The organism is Serratia sp. PGPR-27 (assembly GCF_022678525.1).
Taxonomy (GTDB): domain Bacteria; phylum Pseudomonadota; class Gammaproteobacteria; order Enterobacterales; family Enterobacteriaceae; genus Serratia; species Serratia nematodiphila.
Genome location: NZ_JALBYS010000037.1, coordinates 43,408 through 59,653, shown reverse-complemented (window position 1 = coordinate 59,653; position 16,246 = coordinate 43,408). Strand labels below are relative to the sequence as shown.

Below are 16,246 nucleotides of genomic sequence, written 5' to 3'. Positions count from 1 at the left end.
TGGTAGTGTGGGGTCTCCCCATGCGAGAGTAGGACACTGCCAGGCATCAAATAAACGTTATCAGTGTGACGACTGGTAATGCGCAAGTCGCAGAGCGCGATATTGCCGGTATCGAAAGATACAACGTAAAAGAATCGGTGGAGCGGTAGTTCAGTTGGTTAGAATACCTGCCTGTCACGCAGGGGGTCGCGGGTTCGAGCCCCGTCCGTTCCGCCACTTAATTGATAAGCCCTGAGTTTCGACTCAGGGCTTTTTCATATCTGCATTTTGCGCTTTTCAGACTGGAATTGTTCCTCTTTACCGCCTCGCCTTTCTCCATATTATTGCCTTTAGATCAAAAGTCTTATGCCGAACCAGGCGTTTTTGATCAATAAAAAAGTTGCCATAATCTTCCTCATACCACATCTACCTGTTAATGAGAGAAAACATTATGAGCATCCCTGCATTTGGTTTAGGTACTTTCCGCCTTCAGGATCAGGTTGTTATCGATTCTGTCAGCACTGCACTTGAGCTGGGCTATCGCACTATCGACACCGCGCAGATCTATGAAAATGAAGCGGCTGTTGGCCAGGCTATCGCTGCCAGCGGCGTGAAACGTGAAGACCTGTTCATCACCACCAAGATTTGGATCGCGAATCTGGCGAAAGGCACACTGATCCCAAGCCTGCAAGAAAGCTTGAAAAAACTGCAAACCTCCTACGTTGATCTGACGCTGATCCACTGGCCGTCACCCAACGACGAAGTGCCAGTTGCCGAATTTATGGCTGAGTTGCTGGAAGCGAAAAAGCTGGGGCTGACTCGCCAAATTGGCGTATCTAACTTCACTATCGACTTGATGCAGCAAGCGATTGACGCGATTGGCGCCGATGAAATCGCCACCAACCAAATCGAGCTGTCACCGTTCTTGCAGAACCGCAAGGTGGTAGAATTCGCGCAGCAGCACGGCATCGCCATCACCTCTTACATGACGTTGGCCTATGGCAAAGCGCTGCAGGATGAAACGATTAAAAGCATCGCCGCTCGTCACAATGCAACTCCTGCACAGGTTGTCCTGGCTTGGGCATTGAAGCTGGGTTATGCAGTTATTCCTTCCTCGACCAAACGTGAAAACCTGGCGAGCAACCTGTTGGCACAGCAACTGATGCTGACCGACGAAGATATGGCGCAGATCGCCGCACTGGAGTGCAACGGCCGTCTGGTTAACCCGGAAGGCCTGGCGCCAAACTGGGATTAATCTTTCCTCGCAGTGGTTAGCATAAGGCGTCCATCAGGGCGCCTTTTTTATCGTTTCAGGTATTCACTCACAAAATCAATAAAGCTGCGCAGACGGTTGCTAACGGCGCTGTCGCTGTAATAAACCGCGTTGATCGGCATGGCGACCGGCAGTGTCGCTTCCACCAGAATCGGAACCAAATCTCCACGTTTGATATCTTCGTCGCTCATAAAGTCCGACAGGCAGGCGATACCGTTGCCATGCAGACAGAGATGGCGCTGGGTTTCTCCACTATTAGTGGTCAAGCCGGGAGCGATTTCCAACTGGCTGCCATCTGAACAAGCCAGTGGCCAGCGGTTCAAACTGGGCAGGTCGTTGAAGCCGATGCAGCAGTGATGTGCAAGATCTTCTACCGTTAGCGGCGTGCCGTGCTGCGCCAGATAGGCGGGGGAGGCGAGCACATGCCGGTAGCTGGTCATCAGTTTGCGCGCTTTCAGCGTGGAATCGGTCAGTTCGCCTACGCGGATCGCAATATCCACTTTTCGCTCGATCAAATTGATAAAGTTTTCCGAAGACACCAGCGATAACGACATTTCAGGATAACGTTCGCGGAACTCCGCCACTAAAGGCGTCAGCATGTGCAGCACCACCGGCGTTGCCGCGTCGACGCGCAGCAGGCCTTGCGGGCGTTGACGGCTTTCCATCAGCGCATTTTCTGCCGCGGCCATATCGTTCAGTACCTTCTGCACCTGGCGAAAGTAATTCTCTCCTTCCTGAGTCAGGCTGATTTGGCGCGTGGTGCGGTTGAGCAGCGTAACGCCCAGTTTGCTTTCCAGTTTTTTCACCGTTCGGCTAACCACGGAATTCGCTTGTTCCAGGCGTTCAGCCGCCCGACTGAAACTGCCGCTTTCCACGACGGTGACAAAGGTGATCAGCTCGTCTGAGTTTGCTTTCATTTTTGCTCCAATGGCAAAGTTAATTTGAAATTTTGAGCATTTTTATCATTTAAGCATAGGCCGATAATAGCCGTCATCAACTTGAATGCTATTTCGGAGTAAAAAATGCCACTCGCATTACTTGCCTTAACCATCAGCGCTTTTGCTATCGGCACGACCGAGTTCGTGATTGTCGGGTTGATTCCGACTATCGCGGAGCAGTTGGGAGTGACTGTACCGTCCGCTGGGTTGCTGGTGACTATCTATGCCCTCGGCGTAGCCATTGGCGCGCCGGTGCTGACGGCCCTGACCAGCCGTATACCGCGCAAACTGCTGCTGGTTGGCCTGATGGTGCTGTTCACTCTCGGCAACCTGCTAGCCTGGCAGTCACCCAGTTATGAATCGCTGGTAGTGGCTCGGTTGTTGACCGGCCTGGCGCACGGCGTGTTCTTCTCTATCGGTTCCACTATCGCCACTAGCCTGGTGGCGAAAGAGAAGGCGGCCTCCGCCATCGCCATCATGTTTGGTGGCCTGACGGTGGCGCTGGTGACCGGCGTACCGCTGGGGACGTTCATCGGCCAGCAGTTTGGCTGGCGTGAGACCTTCCTGGCCGTTTCTCTGATTGGCGCTGTCGCCACGCTGGCCAGCATTATTCTGGTGCCGAGCAATATCAAGAACCAGGGCAGCGCCGGCGTGCGGGAACAGCTGAAAGTGCTGACTCATCCTCGTCTGCTGCTGATTTACGCGATTACCGCATTGGGATACGGCGGGGTCTTCACGACCTTTACCTTCCTTGCGCCGATGATGCAGGAACTGGCCGGCTTCTCTGCTCCGACCGTGAGCTGGATACTGTTGGCTTATGGCGTCGCGGTGGCGGTGGGTAACATCTGGGGAGGCAAGCTGGCCGATCGTCATGGGGCCGTGCGTGCGTTGAGCTTTATCTTTGCCGCGCTGGCCGTTTTGTTGCTGGTGTTCCAGTTTACCGCCAGCCACAGTATTGCCGCTTTGCTGACGGTGATTGTGATGGGCGTGTTCGCTTTCGGCAACGTGCCGGGGCTGCAGGTGTATGTGGTGCAGAAAGCCGCGCAATACACGCCAAATGCGGTGGATGTGGCGTCCGGTCTCAACATCGCGGCGTTCAACATCGGCATTGCGCTCGGCTCGGTGATTGGCGGCCAGACTGTTGCCTCACTGGGGCTGGCGCAGACCCCCTGGATTGGCGCGCTGATCGTGGTGGTTGCATTGTTGCTGGTTAGCCTCAGTGGCCGCCTGGATAAAAAGTCTCAGCTGCAAACGGCTTAATTCGTAAAACCCTTGCTGCCTGGCCCGCATTTTGCGGGCCTTTTCGCATTTTTCACCTATTACCCCTCACCTTTACACAGCTATACCGTCAGAAGATTGAAATCGCTGCAGGCGGCCCCTATAACTGAAAAGGTGATGCCCGCAAAAGCCATGCCCTCTATGCAGGGTAGGCGTATAATCAATTCATCGTTGGCGAGTGTTCATCGCCAGTTTTCATGTTAATGGGTAATAGGCGAATCGCGTGCCGAAACGAACTTATGCAATGAGGTATGTTGCAGGTCAGCCAGTTGAGCGAATCTTTCCTGGCGCCGTTAACCAGCCGTTGCCGCCAGGGGCGGCGCTGCCGACGACCGGCGCCTTGCGCGTTATGGTGTGGAATATTTTCAAACAGCAGCGAGCCGACTGGCTTTCGGTGCTGAAAAACCATGGCAAAGACGCGCAGCTGGTATTGTTGCAAGAGGCGCAAACCACGCCAGAGTTGGTGAGCTACGCTACCGCCAACTATCTGGCGGCCGATCAGGTGCCGGCCTTTGTGCTACCGCAGCACCCTTCCGGCGTGATGACGCTGGCGGCCGCTCATCCTGTTTACTGTTGCCCGCTGCGCGAGCGAGAGCCGCTGCTGCGGCTGTCCAAGTCGGCCCTGATCACCGTTTATCCGCTGTACAACGGCGAGCTGTTGATGGTGGTGAACATCCATGCGGTGAACTTTAGCCTGGGCGTCGACGTCTACAGCAAGCAGTTGGGGCCGATAGGCGAACAGATCGCCAGTCACCGGGGGCCGGTGATCATGGCCGGGGACTTCAACGCCTGGAGCCGCAAGCGCATCAATGCGCTGTATGACTTCGCCGGAGAGATGGCGCTGCGCGAGGTGAGTTTCACCGACGACCATCGCCGCAAGGCCTTCGGTCGTCCACTGGATTTCGTATTTTACCGCAATCTGGGGGTGGTGGAGGCGTCGGTGCTGGTGACCAGCGCGTCGGATCACAACCCGCTGTTGGTGGAGTTTCATCCGGAGAAAGACTCGCCGGTATGGTGAATCGCAGCTAATAAAAAAGCACCCCGAAGGGTGCTTTTTTTGTGCCGAACATTTAAGTATCCGGCGTTAGCTTGTTGCCGACAAACAGGGTCAGCTTCAGACCTGGCTGCAGGTTGCCTTTGGCGAGCGTTGAATTCCAACGCATCACGTCGTTAATATCGACGCCGTGACGACGTGCGATACTGGCGAGCGAATCACCTTTACGAACCTGGTAGGTGATACTGCTGTTACTGCCAGTATTGCTGGCCACTTGCAGGGTTTGCCCAACTTTTATGGCGCTCTTGGCGCGTAAGTTGTTCCAACTCTGCAAATCGCTGGTCTTAACGTTCAGCCGTTTGGCAATGCCCGATAAGGTGTCGCCGGAGCGCACTTTATACGAACTGCCACCGGTCAAACCGCTGTTCTTCGCCAACTGCGTCGTTGGCTGAGTCACGGCGATCTGGCCATCGGCCAGCGAGTCTTTCAGTTGCTCGGCATGTCCTTTGGGAACCATGATGTAATGGGGCCCGTTGGGTGCCGTAACGCCTTTTTTGTAGCCTGGGTTATACGCTTTCATCTTGGTGACTGAAAGCCCAGCCATCTCAGCCGCCTGAGTCAGCTGGATCTGCTGTCCGACATCGATACGCGCCAGCGCACGGGTTTCATCCGTTTTCGGGAGTTTCACGCCGTACTTCTTGCTGTTCTTGATGATGTCGCTCAGCGCCAGCATTTTCGGGACATAGATTGACGTTTCACGCGGAAGCGACAATGCCCAGAAATTGGTTGGCTTACCCTGGCGTTTGTTTGCCTTCACCGCTTGCATCACGCGGCCTTCACCACTGTTATAGGCGGCTACGGTCAGTAACCAGTCGCCGTTAAACATGCGGTTCAAGCGCTGCATCATGTTAAGCGCAGCGGTTGTCGAGGCGACGACATCGCGTCGGCCGTCATACCACTGATTGTTTTTCAAACCATAATTGCGACCCGTTTGCGGCACGATTTGCCATAGCCCTGCGGCGTTGGCACTTGACGTGGCGTGTGGGTCAAAAGCGCTCTCCACTATGGGTAGCAGTACCAGTTCCATCGGCATATTACGTTTCTTAATCTGCCCGACTATCCAGTACATGTACGGCTCTGCCCGTAATGTTACATCGTGGAGATAGCTCTTACTTTTTAAGTACTTTCTTTTCTGATCACGGATCCGGGAATTTTCCGGAACCTCCATCTTCAGCTCGTCGCTAATGAAGTTCCACAGGTCCTGTTGCGCGGCGGGACTGTTGTTATCCAACCACCGCGCCGAGCTCGCTCGGCCATTTGCTGTGTACTCTCCTGCTTCACCATCTTGACCAGCCGAAGACAAACTCTGTGCATGCTGTTCTGGCGCCGGTGCGTCCTGCCTGGACGACTGGCAACCCACTAGCAAGACCGAGGCGAGAAATATCGCTTTAGCCTTCATGTGTGTGTCAATGTAGTTGCTTAAAAGACGAGCAATAATACTTTGCTTCGCCAAATAACACAACTAAAAGCTTAGAAGTTATCTTTCCGCAGGCGTAATTCGGAAAAAACTGAATGAAGGCTTTTTGGTGGTGAATTAAAGCCTAATTTCTTTTGTAAATCAGTGTCATGGCAACGTAAAAACAGGTTAATTTTGCGCTCTAATTGCAATGTGGTCGGCACGCTGGCTTGGCCTTTTGCCCTTAACGCTTCAACATGTTGTTGATATGTTTCAATCTCTCGATCTTCCGGCAAAATAGCCCGCGCAAACTTAAGATTTGAAAGAGTATATTCATGCGCGCAGCAAATTAAGGTGTTATCGGGAAGTTGCGCGAGTTGTTGAAATGAGTCGTACATTTGTTTGGCGGTGCCTTCAAACAGCCTGCCGCAGCCGGCGGAGAAAATGGTGTCGCCGCAGAACAGATAAGGGGCACTATAGAATGCCACATGGCCCAGCGTATGGCCGGGAACGGCGATAGTCCTGTATTGGCGGCCATCGATATCAAAGGTGTCGCCGTCATGGACGATGTGGTTGGCGCCTTTGTCCGCGGTTTCCTGCGGCCCATAGACGGCCAGGCCAGGGTACTGCGCGACAATCTGCGCCACGCCGCCGACGTGATCGTGATGATGGTGGGTCAGCAGGATCGCCGCCGGCGCCAGCTGCAGGCGCTGCAACGCCTCGAGCACCGGCCGCGCTTCACCCGGATCGACGATAATGCAGCGCCCCTGTCGGTCATCCAATAACCAAATGTAATTGTCCTGGAAGGCGGGAATGCTGATAAGATTCATGGTGTACCTCTCGTTGGCAACGGCTTGAAAGAAGATAATAAATCATGAAACCAGCCCATACTCTACAAAAGCTCACCGGCCCGCAGTCCTGGGCTGAGCTGCCGTGGGGGGAGTACTATCGTGAAGCGCTCGAGCGGCAGTTGCAACCCTGGTGGCCCAAGCTGTTCGGTTTCCATCTGTTGAAGATGGGCATGCTCAGCGCCGAGCTAGCCACGGATAAATGCGCAATCTCCCATCAGGTTAACGTAGGGCTGGAGGGGGAGGGGCTGCAGGTGGTCGCCGACGCTTATCAACTGCCGTTTGCCGCCAAGTCGGTAGATGCCTGCCTGTTGGCGCATACGCTGTCCTATGCGGACGATCCGCACCGCATGCTGCGTGAGGTGGACAGGGTGTTGATCGACGACGGCTGGTTGGTCATCAGCAGTTTCAATCCGTTCAGCCTGCTGGGGTTGGGCAAGCTGGCGCCCGGGTTGCGTCGTCGCCAGCCCTATGTCAGCCGCATGTTTACCCAGATGCGGCTGCTGGATTGGCTCAGCCTGCTGAATTACGAGGTGTTGCACCAGGCGCGTTTTCACGTACTGCCGTGGCACCGCAAGGGCGGCAAATTTTTATGCACCCATTTGCCGGCGCTGGGCTGCATGAGCGTGATTGTGGCGCGTAAGCGCACCTTGCCGCTGACGCCTACGCCGATGAAACTGGGGGCGAGAAAGCCGTCTCTCAGCCGCGCGGTGGGCGCGACCAAGAGCTATCGCAAGCTGCCTTAGGCTTCCGGTTGGTAACCGACGTCTTCCTGCGTCGGTTTACCGGCCGCTTCGCGCGCCAGCACGTCACAACGTTCGTTCTCCGGATGGCCGGCGTGGCCCTTGACCCATTCCCATTTCACCTCGTGGCGCTGAATGGCCTGATCCAGCCGCTGCCACAGATCGACATTTTTGACCGGTTTTTTGTCGGCGGTTTTCCAACCGCGTTTCTTCCAGTTATGGATCCAACTGGTGATGCCCTGGCGCACGTACTGGCTGTCGGTGCTGAGCGTCACGGCGCAGGGCACGGTCAGCGCTTCCAGCGCCACGATCGCCGCCATCATTTCCATGCGGTTATTGGTGGTCAGACGGAATCCTTCGCTGAAGGTTTTTTCCGTCTGCTTATAGCGCAGTATCGCGCCGTAGCCACCGGGGCCGGGGTTGCCAAGGCAGGAGCCGTCGGTGAAAATTTCTACCTGTTTGAGCATCTCTGGTAGACTCTTCCTATCAGTTTTATAAAAGCCAAGTCTGACATAAACGAGCGCTGTGAGCACTGCAATATGATCTCTACAACCACCAGACAGATTGTCCTCGATACCGAAACTACCGGTATGAACAAGCTTGGGGTGCACTACGAAGGGCACCGCATCATCGAAATCGGTGCGGTGGAGGTGATTAACCGCCGCCTGACCGGGCGCAACTTCCACGTATACATCAAGCCGGATCGGCTGGTGGATCCGGAAGCCTACGGCGTACACGGCATCAGCGACGACTTCCTGGCCGACAAGCCGACCTTCGATCAGGTTGCCGAGGAATTCCTCGACTTTATCCGCGGCGGCGAGCTGGTGATCCATAACGCGGCGTTCGATATCGGCTTTATGGATCACGAATTCCGCATGTTGCAGCAGGGCATCCCGAAGACCGAGACCTTCTGCACCATCACCGACAGCCTGTTGATGGCGCGTCGCCTGTTCCCGGGCAAGCGCAACAACCTCGATGCCTTGTGCAGCCGTTATGAGATAGACAACAGCAAGCGTACGCTGCACGGCGCATTGCTCGATGCCGAGATCCTGGCGGAAGTTTATCTGGCGATGACCGGCGGTCAGACCTCGATAGCGTTCCAGATGGAGGGGGATACCCAGCAAAATGACGCCGCGCAAGAAATACAGCGCATTGTCCGCCCGGCGACGGCGATGAAAGTGGTCTACGCCAGCGACGAAGAAGTGAAGGCGCATGAGGCGCGTCTGGATCTGGTGGCGAAGAAGGGCGGTAGCTGCCTGTGGCGCGGAGCGCCGGCGGAATAACGGCGTTTTTGCGTGAAAAAACCTCACCGGATGAATCTTCGTTGAAAAACTGTGCAAACGGTTCATTTGCGGAGAAAAAGGCGTTGACGGAACCGAGAGGCGTCCGTAATATGCGCCTCGTTCCCCCGCAAGAGGGAATGGCGCGGAGCGGTAGTTCAGTTGGTTAGAATACCTGCCTGTCACGCAGGGGGTCGCGGGTTCGAGCCCCGTCCGTTCCGCCACTATTCAGAAGCCCTGAGTTAGCGATAACTCAGGGCTTCGTCGTTTCCGTTCTCTGAAAAACGGCGCGGCCCAATGAACGGGGCCGGCAGACCGGCCCCTTATTCTCAGAATAACACCGAATAGTTCAAGCCGAAGGTGCGTCCGCGGCCTTTATAGCTGTACAGCTCAGGCGATCCGTAGGTCGGGCTGTACAGGATCGGCGCGCGTTGGCCCCAAACGGTGGTGTATTCCTTGTCCAGCAAGTTTTCCACGCTGAAGCTGATTTTCCCTACCGGCAGGGTATAGCTGCCGAGGAAATCGAGGGTGTTGTAGCCATCGATTTTGCGGCCCTGGGTGGAATTGGCCTTGGTGTAATCGCCATCGTCCGACACGTCGAAGGTTTGCTGCGACTGTAAACGCAGATTCCAGTCGCCCGGCGCCCAGCCGACATAAGCGGTGACTTTCGAAGGGCTGGCGGTATCGACCACCAGCTTCTTCCATTCGCCGTTGACCTTGGTTTCGGAGCGGATAACGTTGAAGTTGGTGCCGGCGCTCCAGTCGCTGTCTTCAAAGAAGTAGTCCACTGCCCCTTCCAGTCCATAGATGCGCCGCTTATCCGCATTGACGTTAATGGTCATGTCGGTTTTGTTGATGGCGATGCTCTTGTCGGACAGCGAGTAGTAGGCGGCGATTTGCGTGCGCAGGTTATCGCCGGTATAGCGCCAGCCCAGCTCGTAGGCATTGACCTTGATGCCTTCCAGCTTGGAGTCGCCGACGTTGACACTCTTCAGCAACTGGTAATGTCCGCCGTTCAACGCGTAGGTGCCGTTACCGTAATATTTGCCCGGATCCGGGATCTCAAAGCCCTGAGAGAAGTTGAACCAGGTTTGCTGGCGCTCGGTCAGGTGCGCCAGCAGGCCGGCATTGAACAGCGCGTTGTTGTAGTCGGTTTTCCCGCCCGGTATAGCGTCGGCGGACGTCGCGGCGCCGGTGGCGATTGCCTGCTGCTGGTTATAACCGACGAAGTCATCAATCTTGTTTTCGGTGTACTGATAACGCACGCCGCCGCTCAGGGTGAAGATCGGGTTGATGTCGTAGCTGGCCTGCAGGAACGACGCCAGGTTGCTGGTGGTATAGCTCGGGTAGCGGCCGGTGCTGTAAGCGTTCTCCAGCGTCATGCCGCCCGACTGCTGAGCCTTCGCCAGGTTGAAGAACTGCTGGTTGGCGTTGAAGCTTTCATGCTCGGCGTCAATGCCGTAAGTCAGCGTCAGTGCGTCGACAGGTTTGCTGTTTAACGTCAGCTTGCCACCGTAGAAATCGGTTTTTTGCTGCGAAGCGCCAATGCTGCTGACGTAATAGTTCGGCGCTTTGCCCGCCAGCGTCGGGAACGGGTAGAAGGTCAACGTTTCGTCGCGGTAGTAGACCTGCGCCACCAAATCCTGGCCGAGGAAATCAGTGTTGGAATACTGCAGGTTGATGAGATGTCGTTCGGTGCCGGGGATGCGATCGGAGTTTAAGTTACCGCTGTTATATGCCTTGGCATTGCCGGTCACCGCCGCAAAGTTCTCTCCCAGGAACAGGCCGTGATCGCCGTCGGATTGGCTTTTGTAGTATTGGGTGGTCAGCTGCAGCTGTTGATGATCGTCGATGTTGAGGGTGCCGGTGCCCATCACGTCGAGGCGATCGGAATACTGCAGGCCGGTTTGGGTATTGTCGATCAATACCTCATTGCCTTTGCCGTCATACCAGCCGCCATAGCGCTGGTAAGAAACGGACAGGCGCCCAGAGGCATTGTCGTTGCCGCCGCTGACCGCCGCCGCCACGTTCTCGTCGTGATCGTTATGGCCGCCAAAGCCGGTTTTACCGCCGACCTGCAACTCGACCTGCTGTTCCTGTTGTCCTTTTTTGGTGACGATATTGATCAGGCCGCCGGTGCTGCCGCCGCCGTACAGCGAGGTCGCGCCGGAAATCACCTCGATATGATCGATATTGAACGGATCGATCGAATCCAACTGGCGGCTGTCGCTGCGCGATGAATTCAGGCGCACGCCGTCAATCATCACCATCATCGAGCGGCCGCGCATATTCATGCCATAGTTGGTGCGGCCCTGGCCGCTGACGTCCATGCCGGGGATCAGCTGTGCCAACATGTCCTTGATCTCTTTGCCGCCCTGAACCTGCTGTTCGATCTCCTGGCTTTCGATCACCCAGGTGGTCTGCGCCATTTCCGCCGTGCTGCGGTGTGAACGGCTGGCGGAGACCACCATCTGCTCTTCGGCGCCGGCTTTCTGATCTTCTGCCCAAGCCGTTGGCGCAAGCATCGCCAGCAGACAAGGATTCAAAACCCAAAGGTGTTTGCGTTTCATCGTTATTTATTTCCCAGGTGATATTGTTATTGCGTTATTTTTGAGAATGATTCTTTTATCAATAACGTTTCTTGTTATCAATAAAATCATGATATGATTTTTTGCGATACATTAACGTAATTAATTAGTTTTATTAACATTTTACCCACTGCGCGATCGAGCAACCCACGCCGTCAACACGGCAGCCGATCGGCCATACGTTCAAGCGACAGCCGTTGCCGGAGAATCGAGAACATGTCCGCCAGCTACAGAATTTTTGATATCACCTTGAAAAGCAAAACGCTGATTTCACCTTCGCTGGTGCGCTGCGTGTTTGAAGGTGCGGATATTCATCGGATGAAGTTGGAAGCGCCGGATCAGCGCATCAAACTGCTGTTCCCGGCGGCGGACGGCCAGATCCCGCAGTTGGCCAATAGCCCGGACTGGTATGGCGATTACATGGCGATCCCCAAAGAGCGACGCCCGGTGATGCGCACTTATACGCTGCGTGCGCTGCGCCGTGAGCAGAATCAGATGGACGTCGAGTTCGTGCTGCATGGCGTGAACGGCCCGGCCTCCGCCTGGGCGACTCACGCCGAGCCGGGTGATGCCATCCAGACCGTCGCCCCCAACGCTGACTTCGACGGCGACAGCGGCGGCTACGAATGGGCGCCGCCGGCGCAGTTGCAGCAGGCGCTGTTGATCGCCGATGAAACGGCCGTGCCGGCGGCGATGGGCATTCTGGAGCAATTGGCGCAGCAGACCAATCCGCCGCGCGTGCAGGCGTTCTTCGAAGTGCCGCAGGCGGGGGATTGCCTGGATTTGACCCGCTTCCCGTTCGCCGAGGTTTACTGGCTGCCGCGCGATGTGGGCCGCCAGTTGGCGCACGGCACGTTGCTGGTGGAAGCGGTGCGCCAGCGGGTGGATATTCCCGCTTCGGCGTGCGCGCAAGCGCAGTCTCTGGCGGAAAGCAGCCTGAGCGATGAGGTGTTGTGGGAGCGGGCGGCGGGCGGCAACGCTTTCTATGCCTGGGTGGCGGCCGAGTCTTCGGCGGTGAAAACCCTGCGCCGTTATCTGATCGGCGAACGCGATCTGGACCGCGCTACCGTTAACTTTATGGCCTACTGGTGCTGAGTCGGCCGCTGTCGCCGCGCGACTGCATCATGGGTTCTACCGCCTGGAGCCCTGTGAAGGCTAAGGCGCGTCGAGCAGGCTGACGTGCGCCGCTACGATGCGCCAGCCACAGGGCAGTTTGACCCAGGTTTGCATTTGCCGCCCCCTGCGATTGCTGCCCGGCCGATGAAATTCCGTGCTGGCTACCGCCATATCTTCACCAAAAGTCGTGATTTGGGTGTTTTCCAACAGCCGCTCCAGTCCGTTGGCCGGGCGCCGTTGACGAAAATCGCGGATCTCGTCGATACCGTAGAGGCTTTCGGTGGCGCCATAGCGCACCGTGCGCGCGTCGTGCCAGAACAACTCGTCCAGCACATCGATGTCATTGCTGATTAACGCCTGCTCATAGCGGTAAAAGGCGGCGTTGACCTCCGCCAGCACCGCCGGCCGATCGATATGTTCATTGTTCATTGATTACTCCTGTTTGCAGACGCAAGTGGCGATGCCGGCGCATTCCAGCGCATAGGCGGCGCGCAGCGCCAAATCTTCGCGCCACGGCGGGGCGATCAGTTGCAGGCCGATCGGCAGACCGGATGCGCTTTTCAAAGGAACCGTCACGACCGGCAGGCCAAGGAAGGAAATCGGCTGCGTCAGCAGGCCCATACTGGCGCGGATCGGCAGATCGACGCCGTTGATGCGCATCGTTTCCTGGCCGATCGGCGTGGCGCTGCATGGCGTCGCCGGGGCGATCAAAATGTCCCAGTGCTTGAACAGCGGCGCGGCTTGCCGGCGAAACGCGTGACGAAAGCGCTGTGCCTGCAAATACCAGGTGGCGGGGAGCATGGCGCCGGCCAGCAGTCGTTCTCGCGACAGTGGCTCGAAGCGTTCGGGTTGGCTGCGCAACTGCGGCAGATAGCGATGGCCGCCCTCTGAGGCGCTGAGGATAAAGGCCGCCGATCGAGCCAGCTCGGCCTGCGGCAGCTCGACTTCGGCGCTGGCTGCCAGCGCTTGCGCCACCTGGTTGACTGCGGCTTTGGCGTCATCATTGCACCATTGCAGGAAATAGCCGCCTAACACGGCGCAGCGTAGGTTCTGGCTGCCCTGCGTCAGCAACGTTTCGGTGCGGGTAATCGGCCGATCGCTCTGGAACGGATCTCCGGCGTCGATGCCCTGCATCGCGTCATACACCGTCGCGAGATCGTGCACCCGGCGGGCGAACGGGCCGATGTGATCCAGGCTGTCGACAAACGGCTGGCTGCCGCTGCGCGAAAGACGGCCGAAGGTCGGTTTCAGACCATAAATGCCGCACAGCGAGGCGGGCACGCGTATTGAGCCATTGGTGTCGCTGCCGAGCGAAAAGGTCACCAGGCCGGCAGCCACCGCTGCGGCCGAGCCGCCCGAAGAGCCGCCGGCGATGCGTCCGAGGTCATGCGGGTTTCGGGTGGCGCCGTAATGGCTGTTCTCGGTGGTGAAACCGTAGGCGTAGGCGTCCATGTTCAACATGCCGCAAAGCAACGCGCCTTGATCCGCCAGCCGGGAGACGCCCCAGGCGTCGCGGCCGGCCGGTGGCCGCTCGCTGAACAAGCGGGCGCCGGCCAGCGTGGTTTCACCGGCGACGTCGAACAGGTTTTTTACCGCATAGGGAATGCCGGCCAAAGCGGGCAGCGTTTGCCCAAGCGCGCGCGAACGGTCGAGGCGATCGGCTTCTTTTTGCATGCGTTCCCGGGTGATGTGCGTAAAGGCGTTCAGCGCGGGATTCTGACGGTCGATGTGATCGAGCGTATGCCGGACGATCTCGCGCGCCGAGAGCGCGCCGCGTTCAAGGGCCGTACGGATCTCGGCGAGCGACAGGGCGCTTAAGGGGTTCATGGGCGATATACCCCTGCGATTTCCTGGCGCGGATCCAGCGGTAAGGCCATCAGCGGTTCGGCCAGCGCGGCGATGCGTTCGATCTGTTTCAACAGTTCCCGGCGGCGGACATCGTCCAGTTCAACGGCCAGCACGGTTTCCATCTGGTGGATATAGGCCGCCCAATCGGCGGCGTGTTGATTGTTCATAAGCGATCCCGATAAACAAGAGAGTCAGAAGCCGGCGGCGCTGCCGTTGCTTCGTGGATCGAAAGCGCCTTCGAACATGCCGTTGGTGTGGCGTACGATGGCGCCGGCATGGCCGACCGTTTCGCTGAACGCCGGCAGCAGTTCAACGGCGTGGCCGCGCTGTCGCAGATAGTCGAGGGTCGCCGCGTTAAAGCGCCCCTCAAGCTTCAACGAGTCCGAACTTTCTCCCCAGGTTCGCCCCAGCAGCCAGCGCGGCGCGCTGATCGCCTGCTGCAGCGGCAGCCCTTGCACCACATGCCGCACGAATAACGCCGCTTGAGTCTGTGGCTGGCCGTCACCGCCCATCGAGCCGTAGATCAGCGTGCGTCCGTCATACAGCCGGGCGGCGGCCGGGTTCAGCGTATGAAACGGCTGCTTGCCCGGCGCCAGCGCCAGCAGATGATCGGCGTCCAGGCTGAAAGAGGCGCCGCGGTTTTGCCACAGGACGCCGCTGTTCGGCAGAACCACGCCGCTGCCGAATTCGTGGTAGATGCTCTGAATGAAGGAGACCGCCAGCCCGCTGCTGTCCATCACCCCCATCCAGACCGTATCGCCGGGGCCTTTGCCCTGGCCCCAGTCGGCCGCTTTTTGGCCGTCGATGCGCCCGGCCAGCCTATCCAAATGGTCGGCCGCCAGCAGCGCCTGCGGATCCTGCGTCATGTGGCGCGGATCGGTGATGAAACGGTCGCGCAGATCGAACGCCAGCTTGGTGGCCTCGACCACGGCGTGCACCACGGCGCCTTCGCTCTGTCCGACCAGCGGCAGGCGGTCGGTCAGCCCGAGGATGGCAAGCGACACCAGCCCTTGGGTCGGGGGAGCCAGATTGAATATTTCACCTTTTTGGTGTTCCAGGCGCAGCGGAGGACGGCGGCATGGCCGATAACTCGCCAGATCCTGAGCGGTAAGCGGCATGCCCAACATCGCCATGTCCGCCGCCATGCTTTCAGCCAGCGGGCCGCGATAAAAACTGTCGAGCCCGTCCTCACTCAGTGCGAGCAGCGTATCGGCCAGCTGCGGTTGGCAGAATCGTTGGCCGGCAAGCGGGATCTTTCCCTGCGGCAGGTAAATGCGGGCGAAGGGGGCGAACTCCTCCAGCTCGTGGCGTTTGCTGCGCGTCGCCGCCTCTTGGGAGGCGGTGACCGGAATGCCGTCGGCGGCGTAGCGTATGGCGTCGGCGAGCAGCCGCGACAGCGGCAGCGGCGTTTCGCCCAGTTCGGCCGAATAGGCCAACGCCTCCTGCCAGCCGCCGACGGTGCCGGCCACGGTCAACGCCGCTTTTGGGCCGCGCTGCGGGATGCGGCTTTCTCCGGCGTACAGCGCCGGCGTCGCCAGCGAGCCGGCGGCGCCGCTGGCGTCGATGGTCAGCGGCTCGCCCTGCGGCGGCACGATCAGCCAGAAACCGTCACCGCCGATGCCGTTCATGTGCGGATAGACCACGGCGATGGTCGCGGCGGCGGCCACCATCGCCTCAATGGCGTTGCCGCCTTCGCGCAGCACCGCCAGCGCGCTTTCGCTGGCGAGATGGTGTGGCGTGACCGCCATGCCCTGTGGCGCGGTATTGCTGTTAATCATGTTTCTGCCCTTGTCTGAGGTGAGCGTTTGGATAACAGAAGCAAGAGGCGTTCCACTTTTAATCAGGACGATTAATTGCTTGTCAGTGAGGGGCCGGGGCGTGCTATGTTCCGGTGAAACAAAAGTT

The 16,246-nt window shown here is 58.0% G+C and carries 15 protein-coding genes and 2 tRNA genes; 8 read left to right on the top strand and 9 right to left on the bottom strand.

Features of this window, described 5'->3' with window-relative positions:
• Positions 1-139: 139 nt before the first annotated feature.
• Positions 140-216: transfer RNA gene (locus tag MMS95_RS18885), tRNA-Asp, on the top strand.
• A 214-nt stretch (positions 217-430) separates the two neighbouring features.
• Complete coding sequence (gene dkgB / locus MMS95_RS18880; RefSeq protein WP_103086335.1) at positions 431-1,234, top strand: 2,5-didehydrogluconate reductase DkgB; 804 nt, start codon at positions 431-433, stop codon at positions 1,232-1,234.
• Positions 1,235-1,281: 47 nt separating this feature from the next.
• On the opposite strand, the gene yafC is transcribed toward dkgB, so the two are convergent.
• Positions 1,282-2,169, bottom strand: coding sequence for a DNA-binding transcriptional regulator YafC (gene yafC, locus MMS95_RS18875; protein WP_048326822.1), 888 nt, complete (start codon positions 2,167-2,169; stop codon positions 1,282-1,284).
• A gap of 105 nt (positions 2,170-2,274) precedes the next feature.
• On the opposite strand from yafC, the gene MMS95_RS18870 reads away from it, so the two are divergent.
• Together MMS95_RS18870 and MMS95_RS18865 are read left to right on the top strand one after the other, a co-directional pair.
• Positions 2,275-3,450 (top strand): MFS transporter, encoded by a 1,176-nt coding sequence (locus tag MMS95_RS18870; protein ID WP_004930185.1) that lies wholly within the window; start codon positions 2,275-2,277, stop codon positions 3,448-3,450.
• A gap of 241 nt (positions 3,451-3,691) precedes the next feature.
• Positions 3,692-4,486 (top strand): endonuclease/exonuclease/phosphatase family protein, encoded by a 795-nt coding sequence (locus tag MMS95_RS18865; protein ID WP_025160092.1) that lies wholly within the window; start codon positions 3,692-3,694, stop codon positions 4,484-4,486.
• A 52-nt stretch (positions 4,487-4,538) separates the two neighbouring features.
• Here MMS95_RS18865 and mltD read toward each other — a convergent pair whose 3' ends face one another.
• Entirely contained in the window at positions 4,539-5,921 is a 1,383-nt protein-coding gene (mltD, locus tag MMS95_RS18860) for a murein transglycosylase D (RefSeq protein ID WP_004930188.1), read from the bottom strand.
• 71 nt (positions 5,922-5,992) lie between these two features.
• Entirely contained in the window at positions 5,993-6,748 is a 756-nt protein-coding gene (gene gloB, locus MMS95_RS18855; RefSeq protein ID WP_060558614.1) for a hydroxyacylglutathione hydrolase, read from the bottom strand.
• Between the two features lie 44 nt (positions 6,749-6,792).
• Between gloB and MMS95_RS18850 the strand changes: the two genes are divergently transcribed.
• Complete coding sequence (locus tag MMS95_RS18850; RefSeq protein WP_004930191.1) at positions 6,793-7,512, top strand: class I SAM-dependent methyltransferase; 720 nt, start codon at positions 6,793-6,795, stop codon at positions 7,510-7,512.
• Here MMS95_RS18850 and rnhA read toward each other — a convergent pair.
• On the bottom strand, positions 7,509-7,976 hold the full coding sequence (rnhA, locus tag MMS95_RS18845) for a ribonuclease HI (protein WP_004930193.1): 468 nt from the start codon (positions 7,974-7,976) through the stop codon (positions 7,509-7,511). The two genes, MMS95_RS18850 and rnhA, sit on opposite strands and share 4 nt — an antisense overlap.
• Before the next feature lie 72 nt (positions 7,977-8,048).
• On the opposite strand from rnhA, the gene dnaQ reads away from it, so the two are divergent.
• Both dnaQ and MMS95_RS18835 read left to right on the top strand, forming a co-directional pair.
• The gene (gene dnaQ / locus MMS95_RS18840; RefSeq protein WP_004930195.1) at positions 8,049-8,792 is read left to right on the top strand and encodes a DNA polymerase III subunit epsilon; all 744 of its coding nucleotides are present in this window, start codon (positions 8,049-8,051) and stop codon (positions 8,790-8,792) included.
• A gap of 144 nt (positions 8,793-8,936) precedes the next feature.
• Positions 8,937-9,013, top strand: a tRNA-Asp gene (locus MMS95_RS18835).
• 105 nt (positions 9,014-9,118) lie between these two features.
• Here MMS95_RS18835 and MMS95_RS18830 read toward each other — a convergent pair.
• Positions 9,119-11,359, bottom strand: a complete 2,241-nt coding sequence (locus tag MMS95_RS18830) for a TonB-dependent siderophore receptor (protein WP_049241342.1) — start codon at positions 11,357-11,359, stop codon at positions 9,119-9,121.
• 234 nt (positions 11,360-11,593) lie between these two features.
• Here MMS95_RS18830 and MMS95_RS18825 point away from each other — a divergent pair, with 234 nt between their 5' ends.
• Positions 11,594-12,472, top strand: a complete 879-nt coding sequence (locus tag MMS95_RS18825; protein ID WP_004930199.1) for a siderophore-interacting protein — start codon at positions 11,594-11,596, stop codon at positions 12,470-12,472.
• A gap of 60 nt (positions 12,473-12,532) precedes the next feature.
• On the opposite strand, the gene hpxZ is transcribed toward MMS95_RS18825, so the two are convergent.
• Genes hpxZ through MMS95_RS18805 form a run of 4 tightly spaced genes read right to left on the bottom strand, consistent with a single transcriptional unit; the run spans position 12,533 to position 16,119 of the window.
• Positions 12,533-12,922 carry an oxalurate catabolism protein HpxZ gene (gene hpxZ / locus MMS95_RS18820; protein ID WP_033634117.1) on the bottom strand — a complete coding sequence of 130 codons (390 nt, stop codon included), beginning with the start codon at positions 12,920-12,922 and terminating at the stop codon, positions 12,533-12,535.
• A gap of 3 nt (positions 12,923-12,925) precedes the next feature.
• Positions 12,926-14,320 (bottom strand): AtzE family amidohydrolase, encoded by a 1,395-nt coding sequence (locus MMS95_RS18815; RefSeq protein WP_049277497.1) that lies wholly within the window; start codon positions 14,318-14,320, stop codon positions 12,926-12,928.
• Positions 14,317-14,508, bottom strand: a complete 192-nt coding sequence (gene hpxX, locus MMS95_RS18810; RefSeq protein ID WP_033634115.1) for an oxalurate catabolism protein HpxX — start codon at positions 14,506-14,508, stop codon at positions 14,317-14,319. Before hpxX ends, MMS95_RS18815 begins: the two co-directional genes overlap by 4 nt.
• Before the next feature lie 24 nt (positions 14,509-14,532).
• The gene (locus tag MMS95_RS18805; protein WP_156866564.1) at positions 14,533-16,119 is read right to left on the bottom strand and encodes a gamma-glutamyltransferase family protein; all 1,587 of its coding nucleotides are present in this window, start codon (positions 16,117-16,119) and stop codon (positions 14,533-14,535) included.
• Between the last annotated feature and the right edge of the window lie 127 nt (positions 16,120-16,246).